The following is a 19,206-nucleotide window of genomic DNA, read 5'->3' as shown; positions in this document are numbered from 1 at the left end:
AAACGGCCCTGCGTTTCACTATTCCGCCTTCGGGCAGGCCCAAGTCCGACAGGCTGCTAGCCACGGCAGCACTCCACAATTAGCATACGATGCGTAACAAGTGCCGCAACGGTACGCTTTTTTCAAGAGCGGCACCGCAATTGTCCTCCCCATCCGGCACCGCCGGCCCTGCCTGCGGCACCGGTCACCACAAGGCCCGTCATGCTGATCAACTGCGTTGCCTACCATCAAGGCCAAAAACTCGGCGACATCGCGATAGACGCCATTCCCGAACACCTGGCCAAGCCGGACTGCCTGGTGTGGGTCGCGCTGCAAGACCCGACCCCGGACGAAATCAGCCATTTCGGCCACCTGTTCGCGCTGCACCCGCTGGCGGTGGAGGACGCGCTGCACGGTCACCAGCGCCCGAAGCTGGAGGAATACGGCGACACCCTGTTCCTGGTGATGAAGACACTGGAGCCGGACGGCGAGGACGGCATCCACGTCGGCGAGGTCGACCTGTTCGTTGGCCGCAATTTCCTGCTGTCGATCCGCAATCGCACGCGCAAGGGCTTCCAGGACGTGCGTGCGCGCTGCGAGCGCGAGCCGCACCTGCTGGCGCACGGCAGCGGTTTCGTGCTGTACGCGCTGATGGATGCGGTGGTCGACCGCTACCTGGGCGTGATCCATCGGCTGGAAGACGAACTGGACCGCATCGAAGGCCGGCTGTTTCTCAAGGGCAGCTCGGCGCGGCGCAATATCGCGGCGCTGTACGCGCTCAAGCGCAAGCTGATCAGCGTCCATCACGCCGCCGCACCGCTGCACGAGGCCACCGCGCGGCTATATGGCGGCCGCGTGCCACCGCCCTGCCACGAGCTGCCGGAATATTTCCGTGACGTGGACGACCACCTGTCGCGCATCCTGCACACCGTGGAATCGCAGCGCGACCTGCTGGCCACCGCCATCCAGGTCAATATCGCGATGATCTCGCTGGACGAAAGCAGCATCAGCAAGAAGCTGGCCGCCTACGCCGCGCTGTTCGCGGTACCGACCCTGATCGCCGGCATCTATGGCATGAACTTCGACTACATGCCGGAGCTGCGCACGCCGCTGGGCTACCCGCTGTCACTGCTGAGCATGGCGGTGCTGGATGGGCTGCTGTGGCGCCGCTTCCGCCGCGCCGGCTGGCTGTAGCATTACCCGACAAAAAGTAAAAGATGTTATCGATTATTGGCGCTTTTACCCTCATCGTGACATCAGTACACTCGGATCATCCGCTAAAGCAAAGCGTCCTCATCCGACGCACGACGACTAAAGAGAGAAACTTCATGACAGCGCGTATCCAGAGCCACCGCCTGCAAATTGCGGCCAACCTTTACCACTTTATCGAGCAGGAAGCCCTGCCCGGCGCCGGCCTTGCCAGCGAGGCGTTCTGGCAAGGCTTCGATGCCATCGTGCACGAGCTGGGCCCAAAAAACCGTGCACTGCTGGCGGAGCGTGACCGCCTGCAGGCCGCCATCGACGAATGGCACCGCGCCCACCCGGGCCCGATTGCCGACATGGCGGCTTATAAAGCCTTCCTCACCGAAATCGGCTATCTGCAGCCGGTACCGGCCGACGCGCAGATCAGCACCAGCAATATCGACAGTGAACTGGCCGAACAGGCCGGCCCGCAGCTGGTAGTGCCGGTGATGAATGCGCGCTACGCGCTGAACGCGGCCAACGCGCGCTGGGGCAGCCTGTACGACGCGCTGTACGGCACCGATGCCATCAGCGAAGACGACGGCGCCACGCGCGCCGGCGGCTACAACGCGGTGCGCGGCGGCAAGGTCATCGCCTTCGGCCGCGCCTTCCTCGACCAGGCGGCGCCGCTGGAAGGCGGCTCGCACCAGGACGCGGCGGCTTATCGCGTGATCGGTGGCCAGCTGCAGGTTGCGCTGCAGAACGGCAGCGTCAGCGGCCTGAAGCAGCCGGCGCAGTTCGTCGGCTACAACGGCGACGCCGCCGCGCCCACCGCGGTGCTGCTGAAGAACAACGGCCTGCACTTCGATATCCAGATCGACAAATCCAGCGCCATCGGCGCGCAGGATGGCGCCGGGGTCAAGGACATCGTAATGGAAGCGGCCATCAGCACCATCATGGACTGCGAGGATTCCGTCGCCGCCGTCGATGCCGACGACAAGGTGGTGGTGTACCGCAACTGGCTGGGGCTGATGCTGGGTACACTGGTGGAAGAAGTAGAAAAAGGCGGCAAGACCTTCACCCGCCGCCTGAACGCCGACCGCCAGTACCAGACACCGGCTGGCGACACGCTGAGCCTGCACGGCCGCAGCCTGCTGTTCATCCGCAACGTTGGCCACCTGATGAGCAACCCGGCGATCCTCGATGGCGAAGGCCGCGAGATCCAGGAAGGCATCATGGACGCGGTGGTGACCACCCTGATCGCGCTGCACGACCGGCAGCGCCGCGGCAACTCGCGTACCGGCTCCATCTACATCGTGAAGCCGAAGATGCACGGCCCGGCGGAAGTGGCCTTCGCCGACGAGCTGTTCGGCGCGGTGGAAAGCCTGCTCGGCCTGCCGCAATACACCGTGAAGCTGGGCATCATGGACGAGGAGCGCCGCACCAGCGTCAACCTGAAAGCCTGCATCGCCGCCGCCCGCCACCGCGTCGCCTTCATCAATACCGGCTTCCTCGACCGTACCGGTGACGAGATGCACACCGCAATGGAAGCCGGCCCGATGATCCGCAAGGGCGACATGAAGACCAGCAAGTGGATCGCCGCCTACGAGCGCAGCAATGTGCAGGTCGGCCTCGCTTGCGGCCTGCGCGGCCACGCGCAGATCGGCAAGGGCATGTGGGCGATGCCGGACCTGATGGCCGAAATGCTGAAGCAGAAGATCGGCCACCCGAAAGCCGGCGCCAACACCGCCTGGGTGCCGTCGCCGACCGCCGCCGTGCTGCACGCGCTGCACTACCACCAGGTCAACGTGCAGGACGTGCAAAAAGGGCTGGAAGGCCAGGAAATCGACGTGCTGGACGACCTGCTGACCATCCCGGTGGCGGCCGACCCTCAATGGTCTGCCGCCGAGATCCAGCAGGAGCTGGACAACAACGCGCAGGGCATCCTCGGCTACGTGGTGCGCTGGATCGACCAGGGCGTCGGCTGCTCCAAGGTGCCGGACATCCACAACGTGGGCCTGATGGAAGACCGCGCCACGCTGCGCATCTCCAGCCAGCACATCGCCAACTGGCTGCGCCATGGCATCACCAGCGAGGCACAGGTGATGGAAACGCTCAAGCGCATGGCCGCAGTGGTGGACCAGCAGAACGCCGGCGATCCGGCCTACCGCAACATGGCCGGCAATTTCGAGACGTCCGTTGCCTTCAAGGCCGCCTGCGACCTGGTGTTCAAGGGCTGCGCGCAGCCGTCCGGCTACACCGAGCCGCTGCTGCACGCCTGGCGCCAGGTAGCCAAGGCACAGGCCAAGGCTCAGTAAGCGCCACCGCCAGCCGCCCCGCAAACGCGCCATCACCGATGGCGCGTTTTTTCATGCGGACACGCCGCGCAACAAGGCCGGCGCCCGCGGCGGCGCGAACTATACTGCACTGTCGCTTATCCGGGAGGACACCATGAAGCAACTGATCATCCTGCTTGGCCTGCTGGCGGCGCCGGCCATGGCGCTGGACGTCAACGACGCCAGCTACGACGAGCTGGTCGCCGCCGGTTTCAGCACTACCGACGCGCAGCACATCATTGACGCACAGCTGACCACCACCTTTAGCAGCAGCCGTGACCTGCTGGCAATCAAGGGCATCACCCAAGGCGATCTCAACCGCGTGCGCTCGTCACTGACCATCAACGGCGAGCCGGTCACCACCCGCTCCGGCACGGCACCAGCCATCCCCGGCGTACGTGCTGCCATTCCGGCTGGCAAGAGTGCTGCAGGCGATACGGCCAGCCCGGGCAAAAGCAGCAGCCGCGGCAAGAGCGGCGACAGCCAGCGCGGCGGCAACGGCGGCGGTGCCGGCAAGGGTAACTGAGCCGGCCCGGTCCGTCGCGGCACGCAATCCGTCAACGACAACCTGTTCAAGGTTGGCCGCAACGCTGCGGCACTTGTCCTTTTCAGGAGCTGGTAGCACAATTCGGGACTGACTTTTTCCGCTATTTAGACAGTGTCCGTAATGGGCACAGCTTTGTGTATTGGACTCTTGGTGAAACAGAATTTTCTCTCCCGCATTCAGGACAAATCTGCCGTGATCGGCATCGTCGGACTGGGTTATGTCGGCTTGCCACTCATGCTGCGCTTTGCCGAGGTCGGCTACAAGGTTCTCGGTTTCGACATTGACGGCAGCAAGGTCGACAGCCTGCAGCAAGGAAAAAGCTATATCGAACACATCAGTGCCGACAGCATCCGGCAGGCACGCGAGCGCGGTTTCGAAGCCACCACCGATTTCAGCCGCGCACCGGAAGCCGACGCGCTGATCCTGTGCGTGCCGACGCCGCTGAACAAGTACCGCGAGCCGGATCTGTCCTTCGTGCTGAGCACCATCGACAGCCTGGTGCCACACCTGCGTGCCGGCCACCTGGTATCGCTGGAATCCACCACCTATCCCGGCACCACCGACGAAGAACTGCTGCCGCGCATCGAATCGCGCGGTTTCAAGATAGGAGAAGATGCCTTCCTGGTGTTCTCGCCGGAGCGTGAGGATCCGGGCAATCCCGACTTCACCACCCGCACCATCCCCAAGGTGTGCGGCGGCGTGACCGAGGCCTGCCAGGAAGTCGGTGTCGCCCTGTACAGCGCGGTGATCGACAAGGTGGTGCCGGTGTCGTCCACCCGCGCCGCGGAAATGACCAAGCTGCTGGAAAACATCCACCGCGCGGTGAATATCGGCCTGGTCAACGAGATGAAGATCGTGGCCGACAAGATGGGCATCGACATCCACGAAGTGATCCGCGCCGCCGCCACCAAGCCGTTCGGCTTCGTGCCCTACTACCCCGGCCCGGGCCTGGGCGGTCACTGCATCCCGATCGATCCGTTCTACCTGACCTGGAAGGCGCGCGAATACGGCGTGCACACCCGCTTCATCGAGCTGGCCGGCGAGGTCAACTCCTCGATGCCGGATTACGTAATCAGCAAGGTGGCAGCGGCACTGAACGAGCGCAAGAAGGCGATCAACGGCAGCCGCATCCTGGTGCTGGGCATTGCCTACAAGAAGAACGTGGACGACATGCGCGAAAGCCCGTCGGTGTTTCTGATGGAAAAACTGCGCGACCTGGGTGCCGACATCAGCTACAGCGACCCGCACGTGCCGGTGTTCCCGAAGATGCGCGAGCATCACTTCGAGCTGTCCAGCGTACTGCTGAGCGCCGAAACGTTGGCCGCATACGACTGCGTGCTGCTGGCCACCGACCACGACAAGTTCGACTACGCACAGCTGCAGCAGCATGCACAGCTGATCGTGGACAGCCGTGGCAAGTACCTGCAGCCTGCGGCCAACGTGGTCAAGGCGTAAGCCGATAAACCAGATCGCAGCCTGCATTTTCCCCGGGTATTACGGTGGCAAGATGCAGGCAATAAAACAGGGCGTAACACAAAGTTACGCCCTGTTTTCATGATGGCCAATAATTCCGGACATCCTGCGGCAAGCAGAAGCCAATATCGGCTCAAGGAATCATTACCGGCGTGGCACTGACATTGCTGATCCTGGTTGACAGCACAATATCCTGCGACTGGTTTTTACTGTCCGTCCACGTTACCGTAATACTGGCATCCTTGTAATCCAGCCCGCTGCTGGCCACTGCGATTGACCAGCTGCGCTGGTAATTGGCACTACCGCCGCTGGAACTGGCGGCAGCGATGGTTTCACTCCCCGAAACCAGGCTGGCGTAGGACTGCGCCCTGAGTTCTTCCAGTTTTTTCTCACCCAGCACCACTGCCTCGCTACGCTGTTTGGACAAGGTATTGGCGTTCATGATTGCGCCGTACATGCTGCCGATGGCAAGCAGGCCGCTGGCCAGCACGATAATGGTGATCAGCATTTCCAGCAGGCTGAAGCCGGCTTGTCCTTGCTGCCGCCGGTGTCCAATACGGGCCATCAGAAGTCTCTCCATGATGCGGCCAGCTTGGCAAAAGTCTGGGCAGTGGTGGTGGTAATGGTAGGAGGCAAGGTAATGGTGCCGGTGCCACTATTTACGGACCAACCGGAAAACTCGGCATTGGCATTGAGCTTGGTAATCGACATATCTGCAACCATGCTGCCGTAAATGGTTGCCCCGCCCCAGCCATTATCCGCACAACTGCTGCCGTAATAGACCAGACCATAAATCGTGACACTGCCATTCACCTTCGGACAGCCGGCACCAATATCAAAAATCAGGATAACCGGATCACTGGCCGTGCCGATACTCTGGTGCCAGGGGCTGGGCGGTAAAACCGCGGCATCATAATAGAAAATCTTTTGATAATCGGCCGCCGCTTTCATCTGCGCCTTGGTCACGTCCGGAAATATGTAATCCCACGCGGTCCCGGCAAACGCACCATAACTGATGGTGCCGCCATGCAAATCCAAATGCCCGGTATCTATCTGGGATGAAGTAGTCGAAGACGTCACGATGGCAGCACCACCTGCGGTACTGGGATAAACATCAGGGGTACCGGTTACGCCACTCAACCCGCCATTGATCACGATTGGCGCTACCGTGGCAATATTCAGCGTATTCGGTGTGCTCGTTGATACTGTGGTAGTCCCCAGGCGGATACGCTGGCGTATGGTGGCACTGGCATCGCCGCTGGCGGTTGCGCTGACTTCCAGGATCGTCGGCACGGCAGAGTTGCGCCACAAGGATACCGCTACCGCATGATCACCGATGGTCTGGTCGCTCACCGTGGACGGGAACGACGCCGCCGTTGCTTTCTGGTTGGTGCCGCTCGGCCCCGTGGCATCCGTTACCCACGCCAGGCTGCTGGTATTGCTGCCGTTCACCAGCCACGCCATGGAGTGCTCCACGCCACCACGGGCTGCTTCCAGAGCTTTCGACTGGTATAGCTGGTTGTTGCCGGTTTTGATCTCGAACAGCATGCCGGAGCTGGTATAGAACACCATCAGGCTGGCAATGAACAATACCACCAGCGACATGGTCAGTGTGGCCATGCCCTGCTGCCGTCCTGGTTTGTCAGTCATGATCGCTTGATGCATAGTGCAGCCCTCAATTGAAGGTAAGCGGGCCATTTTCCAGCATAACCGTCTCCGTCAGTGCCTGCTTCACCTCACTGGCATTTTTCAGCTCGCCCGCAAGGGTAATGGCGATGGTGCCGGAGGCGCTGTCGGGCGCAAAGCTCAAGGCCGTGATATTGACAACGGCATCATCGGTCACCGCCTCCCAGACATTGTTTGCCCCGGGCGTGCAGCTGTAGCTCGAACCGCTACTGCGCATGTAGACTGCGCCACTCGCCTGCAAGAAGCCGTACTTTACATTATCGGGCACCGTGGCCGATGCCGTAGACCAGCGGTCATAGCTGTACAGCACGCAGCCGGCAGTGGATGTGGTCATGGTCTGGAACGGGTTGGTGGCGGACGCGGTGCTGGCCCAGTAGCCGGCCCGCCGCAGTTCGCGGCTCATCAGCATCATGGTAGAGCGCATCTCCTGATTCAGGCGGATCGCCTTCAACGTATCGCTATTGTTGCGGATATTGTTGATCAGGAAGGTGGTCAGCCCCAGCATCAGCACCAGGCCGATCACCAGCGCCACCATTAGCTCGATCAGGGTAAAACCGTGCTGCCGAACAGGTTTCAACATGCCGGATAGGTCCCCGCTAGTCCGATGCTCGCCGGTGCGCAGACACTGATGCGGCCCAGCAGCGCCAGATTCACTCGCGCCTGTTTGCCCAGCGCCGACTCCATGATCACATAACCACTTTCCGATGCCACGCCGCGCACCGGATCAAAACTGGCTTTATTGCCGCTAAAGCTGATTCCTCCCGACGCCGGGATCGACACCTTCGGGAAATCCAGATAATCGACCCGTTTTCGGTCGCAATAACCGGGGCCACTAGCTACTACCGAGCAATCACAAGCCGCCGTCCCCAGAATCATGCCGTAGCACCAGCTGGCGCCACCGCTGAAGCTGATCTGTACGTCCTGATTGCTGCGGATAGCCTCCGAGCGCGCATATTGCATGTCACCATAAATGGCATCAACCACCGCCACCAGGCGCCGCTTGTCGATCTGCTCGTTCAGCACCGGCACCGCCATTACCAGCAGGATGCCGGTAATTACCAGCGCCACCACCAGCTCGATCAGGGTAAAGCCCCGGCCAACATCTGCTGCCGTACAAGCCGGACGCTTCATGTCACTTGCTCCAGCATGCGCTTGGCGTGGCGCTGATGCTGCCTGCCGCCTGTAGCAGCTGGATCGCGGTGCAGCCGGTATCCGAGGCCTGCGATTTGCCGGAAACCGCCGTGGCCGTCACCAGATAGCCGGTGGCCGTGGCACTGCTGACCGCGATGGTGTAGTAACCACTCTCGGTCGTCGCCGGCATGCCGATATCGCTCAGTGATCCATAACTGGTGTGATTGCCGCGATACTTCTCCTGGGCAAACTGGACCGCGCGAATCGCCACCATCGCATCGGTACGCCGGCTTTTCTGGATGTAACCGGAATAAGCCGGGATGGCAATGGCGGCCAGAATGCCGACAACAGCAGTCACGATCAGCAATTCAATCAGGGTAAAACCTTTATTCATTAGCCTTGATCCGTTTATATCCGTCATGAATTGCAATGCCCCCTTTGTTGAATAGAAGCATCATGCCGCAAATAATTACAGCAGAAATCAGCATCGCAATAAAACAATACCCCTGCCGGCTAGTTTACTGTTTTTTACCGGGCCAAGCCCACCTTTCCAGCCTAGCCGTCACGACATCATTGTCAAACGGCAACCCGGACCACACACTTGACAATCGGCCCGGCGTGGCCGCGGCGCTGTTAGAATGCGCGCTTTTCGCCGGCCCCGCCCATGCTCACCATCCTCTATCGTGACCAGCACCTGATCGCCATCGACAAGCCGTCCGGCCTGCTGGTGCACCGCAGCGAGATCGACCGCCGCGAAACCCGCTTCGCGGTGCAATTGCTGCGCGACCAGATCGGGCAGCAGGTGTTTCCGGTGCACCGGCTGGATCGCGGCACCAGCGGCGTGCTGCTGTTCGCGCTGGACAGCGACACCGCACGGCTGCTGAACCAGGACTTCGCCGCCAAACAGCCGGCCAAGACCTACCTCGCGGTGGTGCGCGGCCATCCGGCCGACAGCGGCGACATCGACCACGCCATCACCCGCCAGCCGGACGAGCGCGAATACGTGCACGGCAACGCGCAGCTGAATGCGCAACCGGCCTTCACCCGCTACCGCACGCTGGCGCGCTGCACCCTGCCCTATGCCGTGGACCGCTATCCGCAAAGCCGCTACGCGCTACTGCAGCTGATGCCGGAAACCGGCCGCCGCCACCAGCTGCGCCGCCACCTGAAACACATCGCCCACCCGATCATCGGCGACGCCACCCACGGCAAGGGCGTGCACAACCGCTTCTTCCAGACACAATTCAACGTTGGCCGCATGCTGCTGCACGCGGTGGAACTGAGCATCCGCCATCCGCACAGCGGCGAGGCGCTGACCATCACCGCGCCCGTTAGCGGCGACTTTGCGCGGCTGCTGCACGAACTGGGCTGGGCCGAGGCGCTACCGGCGGCGTGGCTGGGCGACGCCGGCAGCGACCCCGGCTGACAAGGCCAGCGCACCTTGCGGCCAACGTTGGCCGCAACGGTGCAGGACGGGCGGCGAATTGCGCTACAATGTGCGGCTATTTTGTCCGAACGACCGCCATGCTTAGCTATCGCCACGCCTTTCACGCCGGCAACCACGCCGACGTGCTGAAACACCTGATCCAGGTGCAGATCATCGACTACCTCGGCCAGAAGGATAAGCCGTTCTGGTACATCGACACCCACGCCGGTGCCGGTGCCTACAGCCTGACCGAGGGCTACGCCACCAAGACCGCCGAGTACGTCGATGGCGTGGCGCGGCTGTGGCAGCGCGACGATCTGCCGCCGGCGGTGGCGCGCTATCTGGAGGTGGTGCGCAGCATCAACCCGGACGGCGAGCTGCGCCACTACCCCGGCTCGCCGTGGTTCGCCGCCGAGACCATGAACCGCAGCGAGAAGCTGCGCCTGTTCGAGCTGCACCCCAGCGATTTCCAGCTGCTGGGCGAGTGCTTCGCCGACGCCGGCCGCCGCATCAAGGTGGAGAAAAACAACGGCTTCGAGGCGCTGAAGTCCATCCTGCCGCCGCCGCCGCGACGCGCACTGGTGCTGATCGACCCGCCGTACGAGGACAAGGGCGACTACCAGCGGGTGGTGAACGCGATGCAGGAATCGCTGAAGCGCTTCGCTACCGGCACCTACGCCATCTGGTACCCGCTGCTGCAGCGCCCGGAGATCAAGGACATGGTGGCGCAGCTGAAGGCGCTGCCGTGTCACAGCTGGCTGGACACGACGCTGACGGTGCGCACGCCGTCGAAGGAAGGCTTCGGCATGCACGGCAGCGGCATGTTCATCGTCAACCCGCCGTGGACGCTGCCAGCGACGCTGAACGACACCCTGCCGTGGCTGACCACGGCGCTGGCGGTGGACAAGGGGGCTTGGCACAGCGTGGAATACCGCGAGAACAACTAAGCGCCACTGACAAAACCCCTGATCCTGCGTTGCGCCTCCTTGCCCTACCAAGTGTACTGTCTGCGTCGGCGCGCCCTGGCTCAGGTAGGCTGCGAGGTTTTGTTAGCGACGCCGAGGTAGATCGGCTGACATGAAAATGGCCCTGCACACGCAGGGCCATTTGCTTGCGGCCAACCTTTTGAAGCGGGCGGGCCGGCGGTCAGGCTTGACCGCCACCCTGCTCCGGCGCCAGCAGCAGCCGGCGTTCGCTGCTGAACTGGCGCGCCTCGCCGCTTACCGGATCGGTAAAGGCAATGCTGCGTGCCAGCAATTGCAGCGGCTGGCTGAAGTCGTCCACCGCCTTGTCCGGCAGCAGCGCCGGGTACCACGGGTCGTTGACGATGGGGATGCCCAGCGCGGTCAGGTGCGCGCGCAGCTGGTGCTTGCGCCCTGTCAGCGGCGACAGCCGGTAGTGCGCCAGCGCGCCGGCACGGGCGATCAGCTCGACGCGCGTCTCGCTGTTGGCCTCGCCGGCCACCTCGTGCATGCGGAAGCAGTCGTCGCGCTCCAGCAGGCGGCTGCGGTGTACCAGCGGCAAGACGAGATCGTCGCGCCACGGCGCGATGGCCTCGTAGGTCTTGCGCACCTCGCGCGTCTGGAACAGCCCCTGGTAGGCGGCGCGGTGCGCCGGATCGATGCAGAACAGCATCACGCCGGCGGTTTCACGGTCGAGACGGTGGATCGGCATCAGCTGCGGCAAGTCCAGCTCGCGGCGCAGGCGGCCCAGCAGCGTCTCGCGCAGGTGGCGGCCGCCGGGAATGCAGGCGAGAAAGTGCGGCTTGTCGGCGACCAGCAAGCGTTCGTCGCGATACAGCACCGTGGCCGCAAACGGCACCGGCACCTCGTCCGGCACGTCGCGGTAGTACCAGATGCGGCGGTTGGCCGGATACGGGCTGTCGAGGCGGTGCGGGCGGCCCTGGTGATCGAACACCTCGCCGTTCTGCAGCCGCGCGCGCCAGACGGCGGCGGGGATGTGCGCGAAGCGCTCGATCAGGAAGCTGCACAGGTCCGGCCAGTCGCCGGCCGGCAGTTGCAGGAAGCTCGGCGCCACACCGGCGCGCTCGGGGATGGGGGAAATGCGTTGATTCATCGCGCGATTGTAAGGCGATGCGCGCCAGTTGGCAGCAGGCGCGTTAAAATGCCGGCTTCACCGCATCGCGAAAGCGCAGAAACATGGCTGTAAAGAAGAAACCGGCCGCCGCCAAGCCGAACAAGGAAGAAAACGCGCAGCTGGCCAAACGCCTGGCGCGCGCCGATGTCACCGTCAACGCGGTGTGGTCGCTGCTGGACAGTCTGCTGGCCGACGACGGCCTCGCCGCGCAGCCGCTGGCCGAGAAATACGCGCAGATGAGCGGCGTCTATTTTCGCAAGATCCGCAACGGCCGCGTGCTGAGCCTCACCGACTACGCCATCGCCGTCGATCTGTGCACCGCCGCACGCCGTGCGCTGCGCAGCATGGACGACAGCCTGCTGTTTGCCGACCACCCGCGCGGCGAAACGCTGCGCAACGTCGCCGAACAGGCGCACCAGGTGCTGATGGAACACTACCACCTGTCCACCAAGCCGGGCCGGCCACTGCCGCCCTGAACCGGTTCACGATCTGCTGCAACTGATCTCACAGGGCGATACAGCGTTGAAAACGACTTCGGCATGCGGGTTTATATCTGGTTTAACGCCGCTTCCTCTGCCGTTTTTGCCTTGTCTCGCGTGAGCGCGCGAGATCGTGAGCACGCCCTGAACCACCGCCCTGCGGCCAACGTTGGCCGCACGCCACCCCTACCGCTTACCGCCAAGGCCAGACCATGAAATTCAAACCGATGACCGAACAAGACTACCAGCGCCTGGGCGAAACCCTGAGCCGGCTGGCACCACAGGGCGCGATGTCGCTGGAAAAGCTGGACGGCTTTTTCGCGGCGCTGCACGCCGGGCCGGAGGCGATCAAGCCGGTCGACTGCCTGCCGACCATCCTCGGCGCCGCCTTCGACGACGAGGCTGCCTTTGCCTCGCCCAAGGTGCTGGAGAAGTTCGTGACGCAGGTGATGGGCCACTGGCTGGAAATCGCCCGCACGCTGGCCAACGGCGAGGACTTCTACCCGTGGCTGGACGCCGACGAGCACGGCGTGGTGCACGGCAACGATTGGGCCGAGGGCTTCAGCGAAGGCATGCAGATCCTGTACGACGACTGGACGCTGCTGTTCGACGACGCCGAGGCCGCCGGCGCGCTGGCGCCGATCATGGCGCTGGCGTTCGAGCACCATCCCGATCCGGAAATGCGCCCCTTCCTCGACGGCGCCAGCGCCGAGCAGAAGGCGGAATGGCTGGGCGAGATCTCGGCCTCGGTAGCGCAGATCTACCGTTTCTTCGCCGTACTGCGCCAGGAAATGGAAGACGCGGAAAGCGAAGCCAACGACGACTGACCGCGGCCGCCGCAACCCTCCAGGCCGCCGCCGGCATCTGCCGCGGCGGCCTTTTCCGTTTCCGCCGCTGCCGCCGTTGCAGCGCATCATCGCCCCGCCCCGGCCGGCACTGCCCAGCCAGCCGTCGCCGCCGTGACGGCCGCCGTCCCGCCTTGCGGCCAACCCTGGTCCGACGCCGCCCTTTTCGCCCCGCAGCCGGCGCTTTGCCGGCACGTTCGCCACCGCAACGCACCATCCCCCGCAAAAACAACAGCCCGCCGGCCCCCGCCGCGCACTATTTTCACGCCGTACCGGCAGCGAAAAAATAGCAAAAACTCTAACGCAAATCACTGATAAATATCGTTTTTTGCAGTGCAACATCGCTCGGGTTGATTTTTGCTATCAGAATTTGCGATTGGTCAGCCGCCGCCCGCTTTCGTACATTCTGAAGCCATGACAAGCCCACACTGTTTTCAGGGCCATAACAAGTAAGACTGACCCGACGCGTCGAACAAACAGCCTCACCCGCTCGACCTCACTCTGCAAAGCAAAAGGAAACCAACGATGTCAGCAATCGAATCCGTGCTCAAAGAAACCCGCAGCTTCCCTCCATCCGACGCTTTCCGTGCCAAGGCCACCCTGTCCGGCATGGAAGCCTACAACGCCCAAGCCGCACTTGCCGAAGCGGACTACGCCGGCTTCTGGGGCAATCTGGCACGCGAGCTGCTGACCTGGAGCAAGCCGTTCACCACCGTGCTGGACGACAGCAATGCGCCGTTCTTCAAGTGGTTTGCCGATGGCGAGCTGAACGTTTCCTACAACTGCATCGACCGTCACCTGGCCACCAAGGGCAACAAGACCGCGATCATCTTCGAAGCCGATGACGGCAGCGTCGAAAACATCAGCTACCAGCAGCTGCACGAGCGCGTGTCGCGCTTCGCCAACGGCCTGAAATCGCTGGGCGTCGCCAAGGGCGACCGCGTGGTGGTGTACATGCCGATGGTGGCGGACGCGGTGGTGGCGATGCAGGCCTGCGCCCGTATCGGCGCCATCCACTCGGTGGTGTTCGGCGGCTTCTCCGCCGGCGCCGTGCGTGACCGCATCCAGGATGCCGGCGCCAAGATCGTGATCACCGCAAACGAAAGCGTGCGCGGTGGCAAGCAGATCCCGCTGAAAGCCACCGTCGACGAGGCGCTGACGCTGGGCGGCTGCGAATCGGTAGAAAAAGTGGTGGTCCTGCAGCGCACCAATGGCCAGGTGGCCTGGGGCGAGCGCGACATCTGGTGGCACGAGCTGACCGCCAGCCAGTCCGCCGACTGCCCGCCGGTGACCATGAACGCGGAAGACCCGCTGTTCATCCTCTACACCTCCGGCTCCACCGGCAAACCGAAGGGCATCCAGCACAGCAGCGCCGGCTACCTGCTGGGCGCACTAAGCAGCTACCGCTGGACCTTCGACGCCAAGGACGACGACGTGTTCTGGTGCACCGCCGACGTGGGCTGGATCACCGGCCACAGCTATGTCGCCTACGGCCCGCTGGCCTTCGGCGCCACCCAGATCATCTTTGAAGGCGTGCCAACCTACCCGGATGCCGCCCGCTTCTGGCGCATGATCGAAGCGCACAAGGTCAGCATTTTCTACACCGCGCCGACCGCGATCCGCTCGCTGATCAAGCTGGGTGCCGACCTGCCGAAACAGTTCGACCTGTCCAGCCTGCGCCTGCTCGGCACCGTGGGCGAGCCGATCAACCCCGAGGCATGGATGTGGTACCACGAAGTGGTTGGCGGCGGCCGTTGCCCTATCGTCGACACCTGGTGGCAGACCGAAACCGGCAGCCACATGATCGCGCCGATGCCGGGCGCGGTGGCCACCAAGCCGGGTTCGTGCACCCTGCCGCTGCCGGGCATCATCGCCGACATCGTCGATGAAGCCGGCGGCCCGGTGGAGGCCGGCAAGGGCGGTTTCCTGGTGATCAAGAAGCCGTTCCCGTCGCTAGTACGCACCATCTGGAACGACGCCGACCGCTTCAAGAAGACCTACTTCCCGGAAGAGTTCAACGGCCAGTACTACCTCGCCGGCGACTCCGCCAACCGAGACCAGGACGGTTACTTCTGGATCATGGGCCGCGTGGACGACGTGCTGAACGTGTCCGGCCATCGCCTGGGCACCATGGAGATCGAATCGGCACTGGTGGCCAACCCGCTGGTGGCGGAAGCCGCGGTGGTCGGCAAGCCGCACGAGGTGAAGGGCGAGGCGGTGGTGGCCTTCGTGGTGCTGAAGGGCGAACGCCCGACCGGCGAGGACGCGAAGAAAGTCGCCGCCGAGCTGAAGGCCTGGGTCGCGCACGAGATCGGCAAGATCGCGCAGCCTGACGACATCCGCTTCGGCGAGAACCTGCCCAAGACCCGCTCCGGCAAGATCATGCGCCGCCTGCTGCGCTCGATCGCCAAGGGCGAGGAAATCACCCAGGACGTATCGACGCTGGAAAACCCGCAGATTCTGCAACAGCTGCAAGAACCGCAGTAAGCCTCGCACGCTGTGCAGCCTCAGTCGCCCCGGCCCCGCCGGGGCGTTTTTTCGCCAGACGGGAACCGTCCCATGAGCCGTACCGCCAACGCGACACTGGTCAGCGCCACCGTTGAATTCCTGCGCAAGCACTCACCGTTCGACCGCATGGAAGACGCGGCGCTGGCCTTCCTCGGCCAGCACGCCAAGCTCGCCTACTACCCGAAAGACAGCCTGATCCTGACCCCGGACATGGGGCCGCCGCCGCACTTCTTCGTGGTGCAGCGCGGCAAGGTGCTGTCGCGCGAAGACGGCGAGAGCGCCTCCGGCAATGTCATCATCAGCAGCGGCGAGTGTTTCCCGATCGGCGCCGCCAGCGGCCAGCGCGCCACCATCTGCACCTACAGCGCCGTGGATGACGTGTTCTGCTACCAGTTGGACAACCAGGACTTCCAGCAGCTGCTGCTGATCAGCCCGGTGTTCAACCGCTTCTGCGCCAGCCACATTTCCACCCTGCTCAGCCAGTCGCGCAAGCAGATGCAGGCGCAGTTCTCGCAACGGGCGCTGGAACAGCAGTCGATGGCGACCAAGCTGCACGAGCTGTGCAAGCGGCCGCCGGTCACTGCCCGCGCCGACGATCCGCTGGAAGCGGTGCTGACGCTGATGGGCGAAACCGGCATCGGCTCCATCGTCATCGTCAGCGAGACCGGTGTCGCGCAGGGCATCTTCACCCAGTCCGACGTGCTGAAACGGGTGGTGCTGCCGAAGCTGGCGCTGGACTGCCCGATCTCGCAGGTGATGTCGCGCAAGCCGCACACCCTGCCGCAGGATGCCACCGCCTACGACGCGGCGCTGGCGATGGCGATGCACGGCATCCGCCACGTGCTGGCGGTCGACGACGACAATCTGGTGCTGGGCGTAATTTCGGAACGCGACCTGTTCGCCATGCAGCGCGTCGGCCTGCGCCAGCTGCGCTACGCGGTGGAAACCGCCGCCGACATCGACACCCTGCAACAGGTTGGCCGCGACCTGCGCCAGTTCACCATGAACATGCTGGGCCAGGGCGTCGGCGCCGAGCAGCTGACGCAATTCATCTCCGCGCTCAACGACGGCATCACCCGCCGCGTGATCGAGCTGAACCTGCAGCGGCACGACCTGTATGGCGTCGACTGGGCGTGGCTGTCGTTCGGCTCCGAGGGGCGCGAGGAGCAGACCTTCAGCACCGATCAGGATAACGGCATCATCTACCTGTGCCCGGAGGCGACGGACAAGGACCAGCTCAACATGCGGCTGCTGGATTTTGCCCGCGACGTGAACGCCGACCTCGACCGCTGCGGCTTCCCGCTGTGCAAGGGCAACATCATGGCCGGCAATCCGGAGTGGTGCCTGACGCTGGAAGAGTGGCAGGAAAAGTTCGCGCGCTGGATCCGCGCCCCGGACCCGGTGGCGCTGCTCAACGCGTCGATCTTCTTCGATTTTCGCCCGCTGTACGGCAAGCGCTACCTCGCCAACCAGCTGCACAAGCGCCTGCTCGCGCTGAGCCAGGACAACAGCGTGTTCCAGCGCATGCTGGCCGCCAACGCGCTGACGGTGGCGCCGCCGCTGGGCCTGCTGCGCGACTTCAGTACCGAGGAATACCAGGGCCAGGGCGGCTACATCGACCTGAAAAAATCGGCGGCGCGGCTGTTCGTCGACGCCGCGCGCGTGCTGGCGCTGGCCAAGGGCATCGCCGCCAGCAGCACCATCAAGCGGCTGGAACGCGCGGCGAAACAGACCGGCTCGGCACCGGAGGAAACCGCCGCCATCATCGACGCCTTCAACTTCATCCAGATGCTGCGCCTGCGCCACCAGCACCTGGAAGACGAGCACGGCCGCCCCGGCGACAACCTGATCCAGCCGGACAAGCTGAACCCGCTCGACCGCCGCATCCTGAAGGAGTCGTTCCGCCAGGCACGCAAACTGCAACAGAAACTGAAGGTGATGTACCAACTATGAACTGGCTGAGCGGCTGGCTGGACCGTTTCCGCCCTGACGGCAAACCGCAGCTCAGCGACGAGCAGCTTGAGCGGTTGCGGCACTGGCAGGCGCTGCCGGCGCACGACTGGCAGCAGGACAGCCGCAGCACGCGCTATCTGGTGGTCGATGTCGAGGCCAGCGGCCTGCAGATCCGCCGCGACCACCTGATCTCCATCGGCGCGGTGGCACTGGATCGCGGCGTGATCAACCCCGCCGACGCCTTCGAGGCGGTGCTGCGCCAGGATACGGTGTCCTCCACCGAGAACATCCTGATCCACGGCATCAGCGGCTCGGAACAGCGCGAAGGACTGGAACCGGCCGAGGCGCTGCTGCGCTTTCTGGAATACAGCCGCCACACGCCGCTGGTGGCCTACCACGCCTATTTCGACCAGGCGATGATCGCGCAGGCGATGCGCCGCTTTCTGGGCATCCGCTACCAGCCGAAGTGGCTGGATCTGGCGTGGCTGATGCCGGCGCTGTTTCCGGATCGCTACTGCAACACGGTGGCGCTGGACGAGTGGCTGGACACCTTTGGCATCGAGAACTTCCAGCGCCACAACGCGATCTCGGACTGTCTGGCGACGGCGCAATTGCTGCAGGTGGCGCTGCAACGGGCGGCGGAACGCGGCATCGACACGCCGCAGGCGCTGGCCGCCAGCGAAAGCCTGCGCCGCCGCAACAGCTGGTAAGGCCGGGCCTGTAACCCTTATTTAATCGTGGTGCGGGCCCTAGTCGCCGCTATTGGTCTGCCAGCGGCTTTCCAGCTGCCGCAACTGGCCGCTCTTGCGCAGCTGCGCCATGCCTTCGTCAAAGCGGCTGACCAGGCGCTCGACATCGGGATGCGCCCTGGAGAACGACACGTATACCGGCCCTGGCGCCAGCTTGCCCACCGGTTGCACCCAGCCGCGCAGATCGGGGTTCTGTTGCAGCATGTGGTTGACGGTGCCCTCCCACGCCACCACATAGGGGATGCGCCCGGCCTTCAGCTTGCGAAAGGCATTGATCTCGCGGGTGGAATACTCCTTGCGGATTGCGGTATTGGCATCGAATTCCTTGCCGTAGCCGTAGCTGAGCACCACGCCGACCTCCTGACCTTCCAGCGACTTCATGTCCAGATCACGCTCCGGACGGTTGCTGCGGCTGTAAATGCGGATCTGCCCCTCCAGCAGCGGCAGCTGCGCGTAGCGGTAGTAAGGCTCGTAGAAGTCGTTGCGCGAGGTGGTGAAGCAGCCGGCATAGCGGGCCGTGCGGGCCACTTCCATGCAGCGGCTGTAAGACAGCGGCTGGAAGCGCACGCTCACTCCCGGCCGCTGATAGATGGCACGCATGATGTCGACGGTCAGACCGACAGCCTCTCCGTTACGGACACCGGAATAGGGATACCAGTCGTCCTCGCTGGCGAACAGCAGCTCGCACGGTGCCAGATTCTTGGCCACCACCAGGGAGGAAACTCCGATCAGAACCACCCACACCGTCAACTGCAATCGAGTCATGACAAAAGCCTGAATTGTTTAATAACTTTATACCAAAAATATTATATCGC

The 19,206-nt window shown here is 63.6% G+C and carries 18 protein-coding genes; 11 read left to right on the top strand and 7 right to left on the bottom strand.

Features of this window, described 5'->3' with window-relative positions; all coding sequences use genetic code 11:
- Positions 1-201 precede the first annotated feature (201 nt).
- The 4 genes from corA to IE083_RS04190 all read left to right on the top strand — a co-directional run bounded on the left by corA (position 202) and on the right by IE083_RS04190 (position 5,499).
- Complete coding sequence (gene corA / locus IE083_RS04205) at positions 202-1,173, top strand: magnesium/cobalt transporter CorA (protein WP_189352377.1); 972 nt, start codon at positions 202-204, stop codon at positions 1,171-1,173.
- A gap of 134 nt (positions 1,174-1,307) precedes the next feature.
- Positions 1,308-3,479 (top strand): malate synthase G, encoded by a 2,172-nt coding sequence (locus tag IE083_RS04200; RefSeq protein ID WP_189352376.1) that lies wholly within the window; start codon positions 1,308-1,310, stop codon positions 3,477-3,479.
- 133 nt (positions 3,480-3,612) lie between these two features.
- The gene (locus tag IE083_RS04195) at positions 3,613-4,023 is read left to right on the top strand and encodes a hypothetical protein (RefSeq protein ID WP_189352375.1); all 411 of its coding nucleotides are present in this window, start codon (positions 3,613-3,615) and stop codon (positions 4,021-4,023) included.
- Positions 4,024-4,194: 171 nt separating this feature from the next.
- Positions 4,195-5,499, top strand: a complete 1,305-nt coding sequence (locus IE083_RS04190) for a nucleotide sugar dehydrogenase (protein WP_229799593.1) — start codon at positions 4,195-4,197, stop codon at positions 5,497-5,499.
- Between the two features lie 151 nt (positions 5,500-5,650).
- Here the strand turns inward: IE083_RS04190 and IE083_RS04185 are convergent, their stop codons facing one another.
- From IE083_RS04185 to IE083_RS04165, 5 genes are read right to left on the bottom strand one after another with little or no spacing between them, the layout of a single operon-like run.
- Positions 5,651-6,082, bottom strand: coding sequence for a type IV pilus modification PilV family protein (locus tag IE083_RS04185; RefSeq protein WP_189352373.1), 432 nt, complete (start codon positions 6,080-6,082; stop codon positions 5,651-5,653).
- A complete protein-coding gene (locus IE083_RS04180) occupies positions 6,082-7,137 on the bottom strand; it encodes a hypothetical protein (protein ID WP_189352372.1) in 1,056 nt (351 codons plus the stop codon). Before IE083_RS04180 ends, IE083_RS04185 begins: the two co-directional genes overlap by 1 nt.
- 55 nt (positions 7,138-7,192) lie before the next feature.
- Complete coding sequence (locus IE083_RS04175) at positions 7,193-7,783, bottom strand: PilW family protein (protein WP_268245113.1); 591 nt, start codon at positions 7,781-7,783, stop codon at positions 7,193-7,195.
- A complete protein-coding gene (locus IE083_RS04170; protein WP_189352370.1) occupies positions 7,777-8,334 on the bottom strand; it encodes a GspH/FimT family pseudopilin in 558 nt (185 codons plus the stop codon). Before IE083_RS04170 ends, IE083_RS04175 begins: the two co-directional genes overlap by 7 nt.
- A gap of 1 nt (position 8,335) precedes the next feature.
- A complete protein-coding gene (locus IE083_RS04165) occupies positions 8,336-8,728 on the bottom strand; it encodes a type IV pilin protein (RefSeq protein WP_189352369.1) in 393 nt (130 codons plus the stop codon).
- A gap of 270 nt (positions 8,729-8,998) precedes the next feature.
- On the opposite strand from IE083_RS04165, the gene IE083_RS04160 reads away from it, so the two are divergent.
- Both IE083_RS04160 and IE083_RS04155 read left to right on the top strand, forming a co-directional pair.
- On the top strand, positions 8,999-9,760 hold the full coding sequence (locus IE083_RS04160) for a pseudouridine synthase (RefSeq protein ID WP_189352368.1): 762 nt from the start codon (positions 8,999-9,001) through the stop codon (positions 9,758-9,760).
- Positions 9,761-9,858: 98 nt separating this feature from the next.
- The gene (locus IE083_RS04155) at positions 9,859-10,707 is read left to right on the top strand and encodes a 23S rRNA (adenine(2030)-N(6))-methyltransferase RlmJ (protein WP_189352367.1); all 849 of its coding nucleotides are present in this window, start codon (positions 9,859-9,861) and stop codon (positions 10,705-10,707) included.
- A 199-nt stretch (positions 10,708-10,906) separates the two neighbouring features.
- On the opposite strand, the gene IE083_RS04150 is transcribed toward IE083_RS04155, so the two are convergent.
- Positions 10,907-11,836, bottom strand: coding sequence for a pseudouridine synthase (locus IE083_RS04150; protein WP_189352366.1), 930 nt, complete (start codon positions 11,834-11,836; stop codon positions 10,907-10,909).
- Between the two features lie 83 nt (positions 11,837-11,919).
- Between IE083_RS04150 and IE083_RS04145 the strand changes: the two genes are divergently transcribed.
- From IE083_RS04145 to IE083_RS04125, 5 genes are all read left to right on the top strand, one after another.
- Complete coding sequence (locus IE083_RS04145) at positions 11,920-12,333, top strand: hypothetical protein (protein ID WP_189352365.1); 414 nt, start codon at positions 11,920-11,922, stop codon at positions 12,331-12,333.
- A 215-nt stretch (positions 12,334-12,548) separates the two neighbouring features.
- On the top strand, positions 12,549-13,163 hold the full coding sequence (locus IE083_RS04140) for a UPF0149 family protein (protein ID WP_189352364.1): 615 nt from the start codon (positions 12,549-12,551) through the stop codon (positions 13,161-13,163).
- A gap of 543 nt (positions 13,164-13,706) precedes the next feature.
- Complete coding sequence (gene acs / locus IE083_RS04135) at positions 13,707-15,668, top strand: acetate--CoA ligase (RefSeq protein ID WP_189352363.1); 1,962 nt, start codon at positions 13,707-13,709, stop codon at positions 15,666-15,668.
- A gap of 72 nt (positions 15,669-15,740) precedes the next feature.
- Entirely contained in the window at positions 15,741-17,642 is a 1,902-nt protein-coding gene (locus IE083_RS04130) for a DUF294 nucleotidyltransferase-like domain-containing protein (RefSeq protein WP_189352362.1), read from the top strand.
- Positions 17,639-18,352, top strand: coding sequence for a 3'-5' exonuclease (locus IE083_RS04125; protein WP_189352361.1), 714 nt, complete (start codon positions 17,639-17,641; stop codon positions 18,350-18,352). The genes IE083_RS04130 and IE083_RS04125 overlap by 4 nt, the downstream gene beginning before the upstream one ends.
- A gap of 39 nt (positions 18,353-18,391) precedes the next feature.
- On the opposite strand, the gene IE083_RS04120 is transcribed toward IE083_RS04125, so the two are convergent.
- A complete protein-coding gene (locus IE083_RS04120) occupies positions 18,392-19,156 on the bottom strand; it encodes a substrate-binding periplasmic protein (protein WP_189352360.1) in 765 nt (254 codons plus the stop codon).
- Between the last annotated feature and the right edge of the window lie 50 nt (positions 19,157-19,206).

This window comes from Vogesella fluminis, from assembly GCF_014652335.1.
Taxonomy (GTDB): Bacteria; Pseudomonadota; Gammaproteobacteria; order Burkholderiales; family Chromobacteriaceae; genus Vogesella; species Vogesella fluminis.
This window is presented reverse-complemented; position numbering and strand designations above follow the sequence as displayed.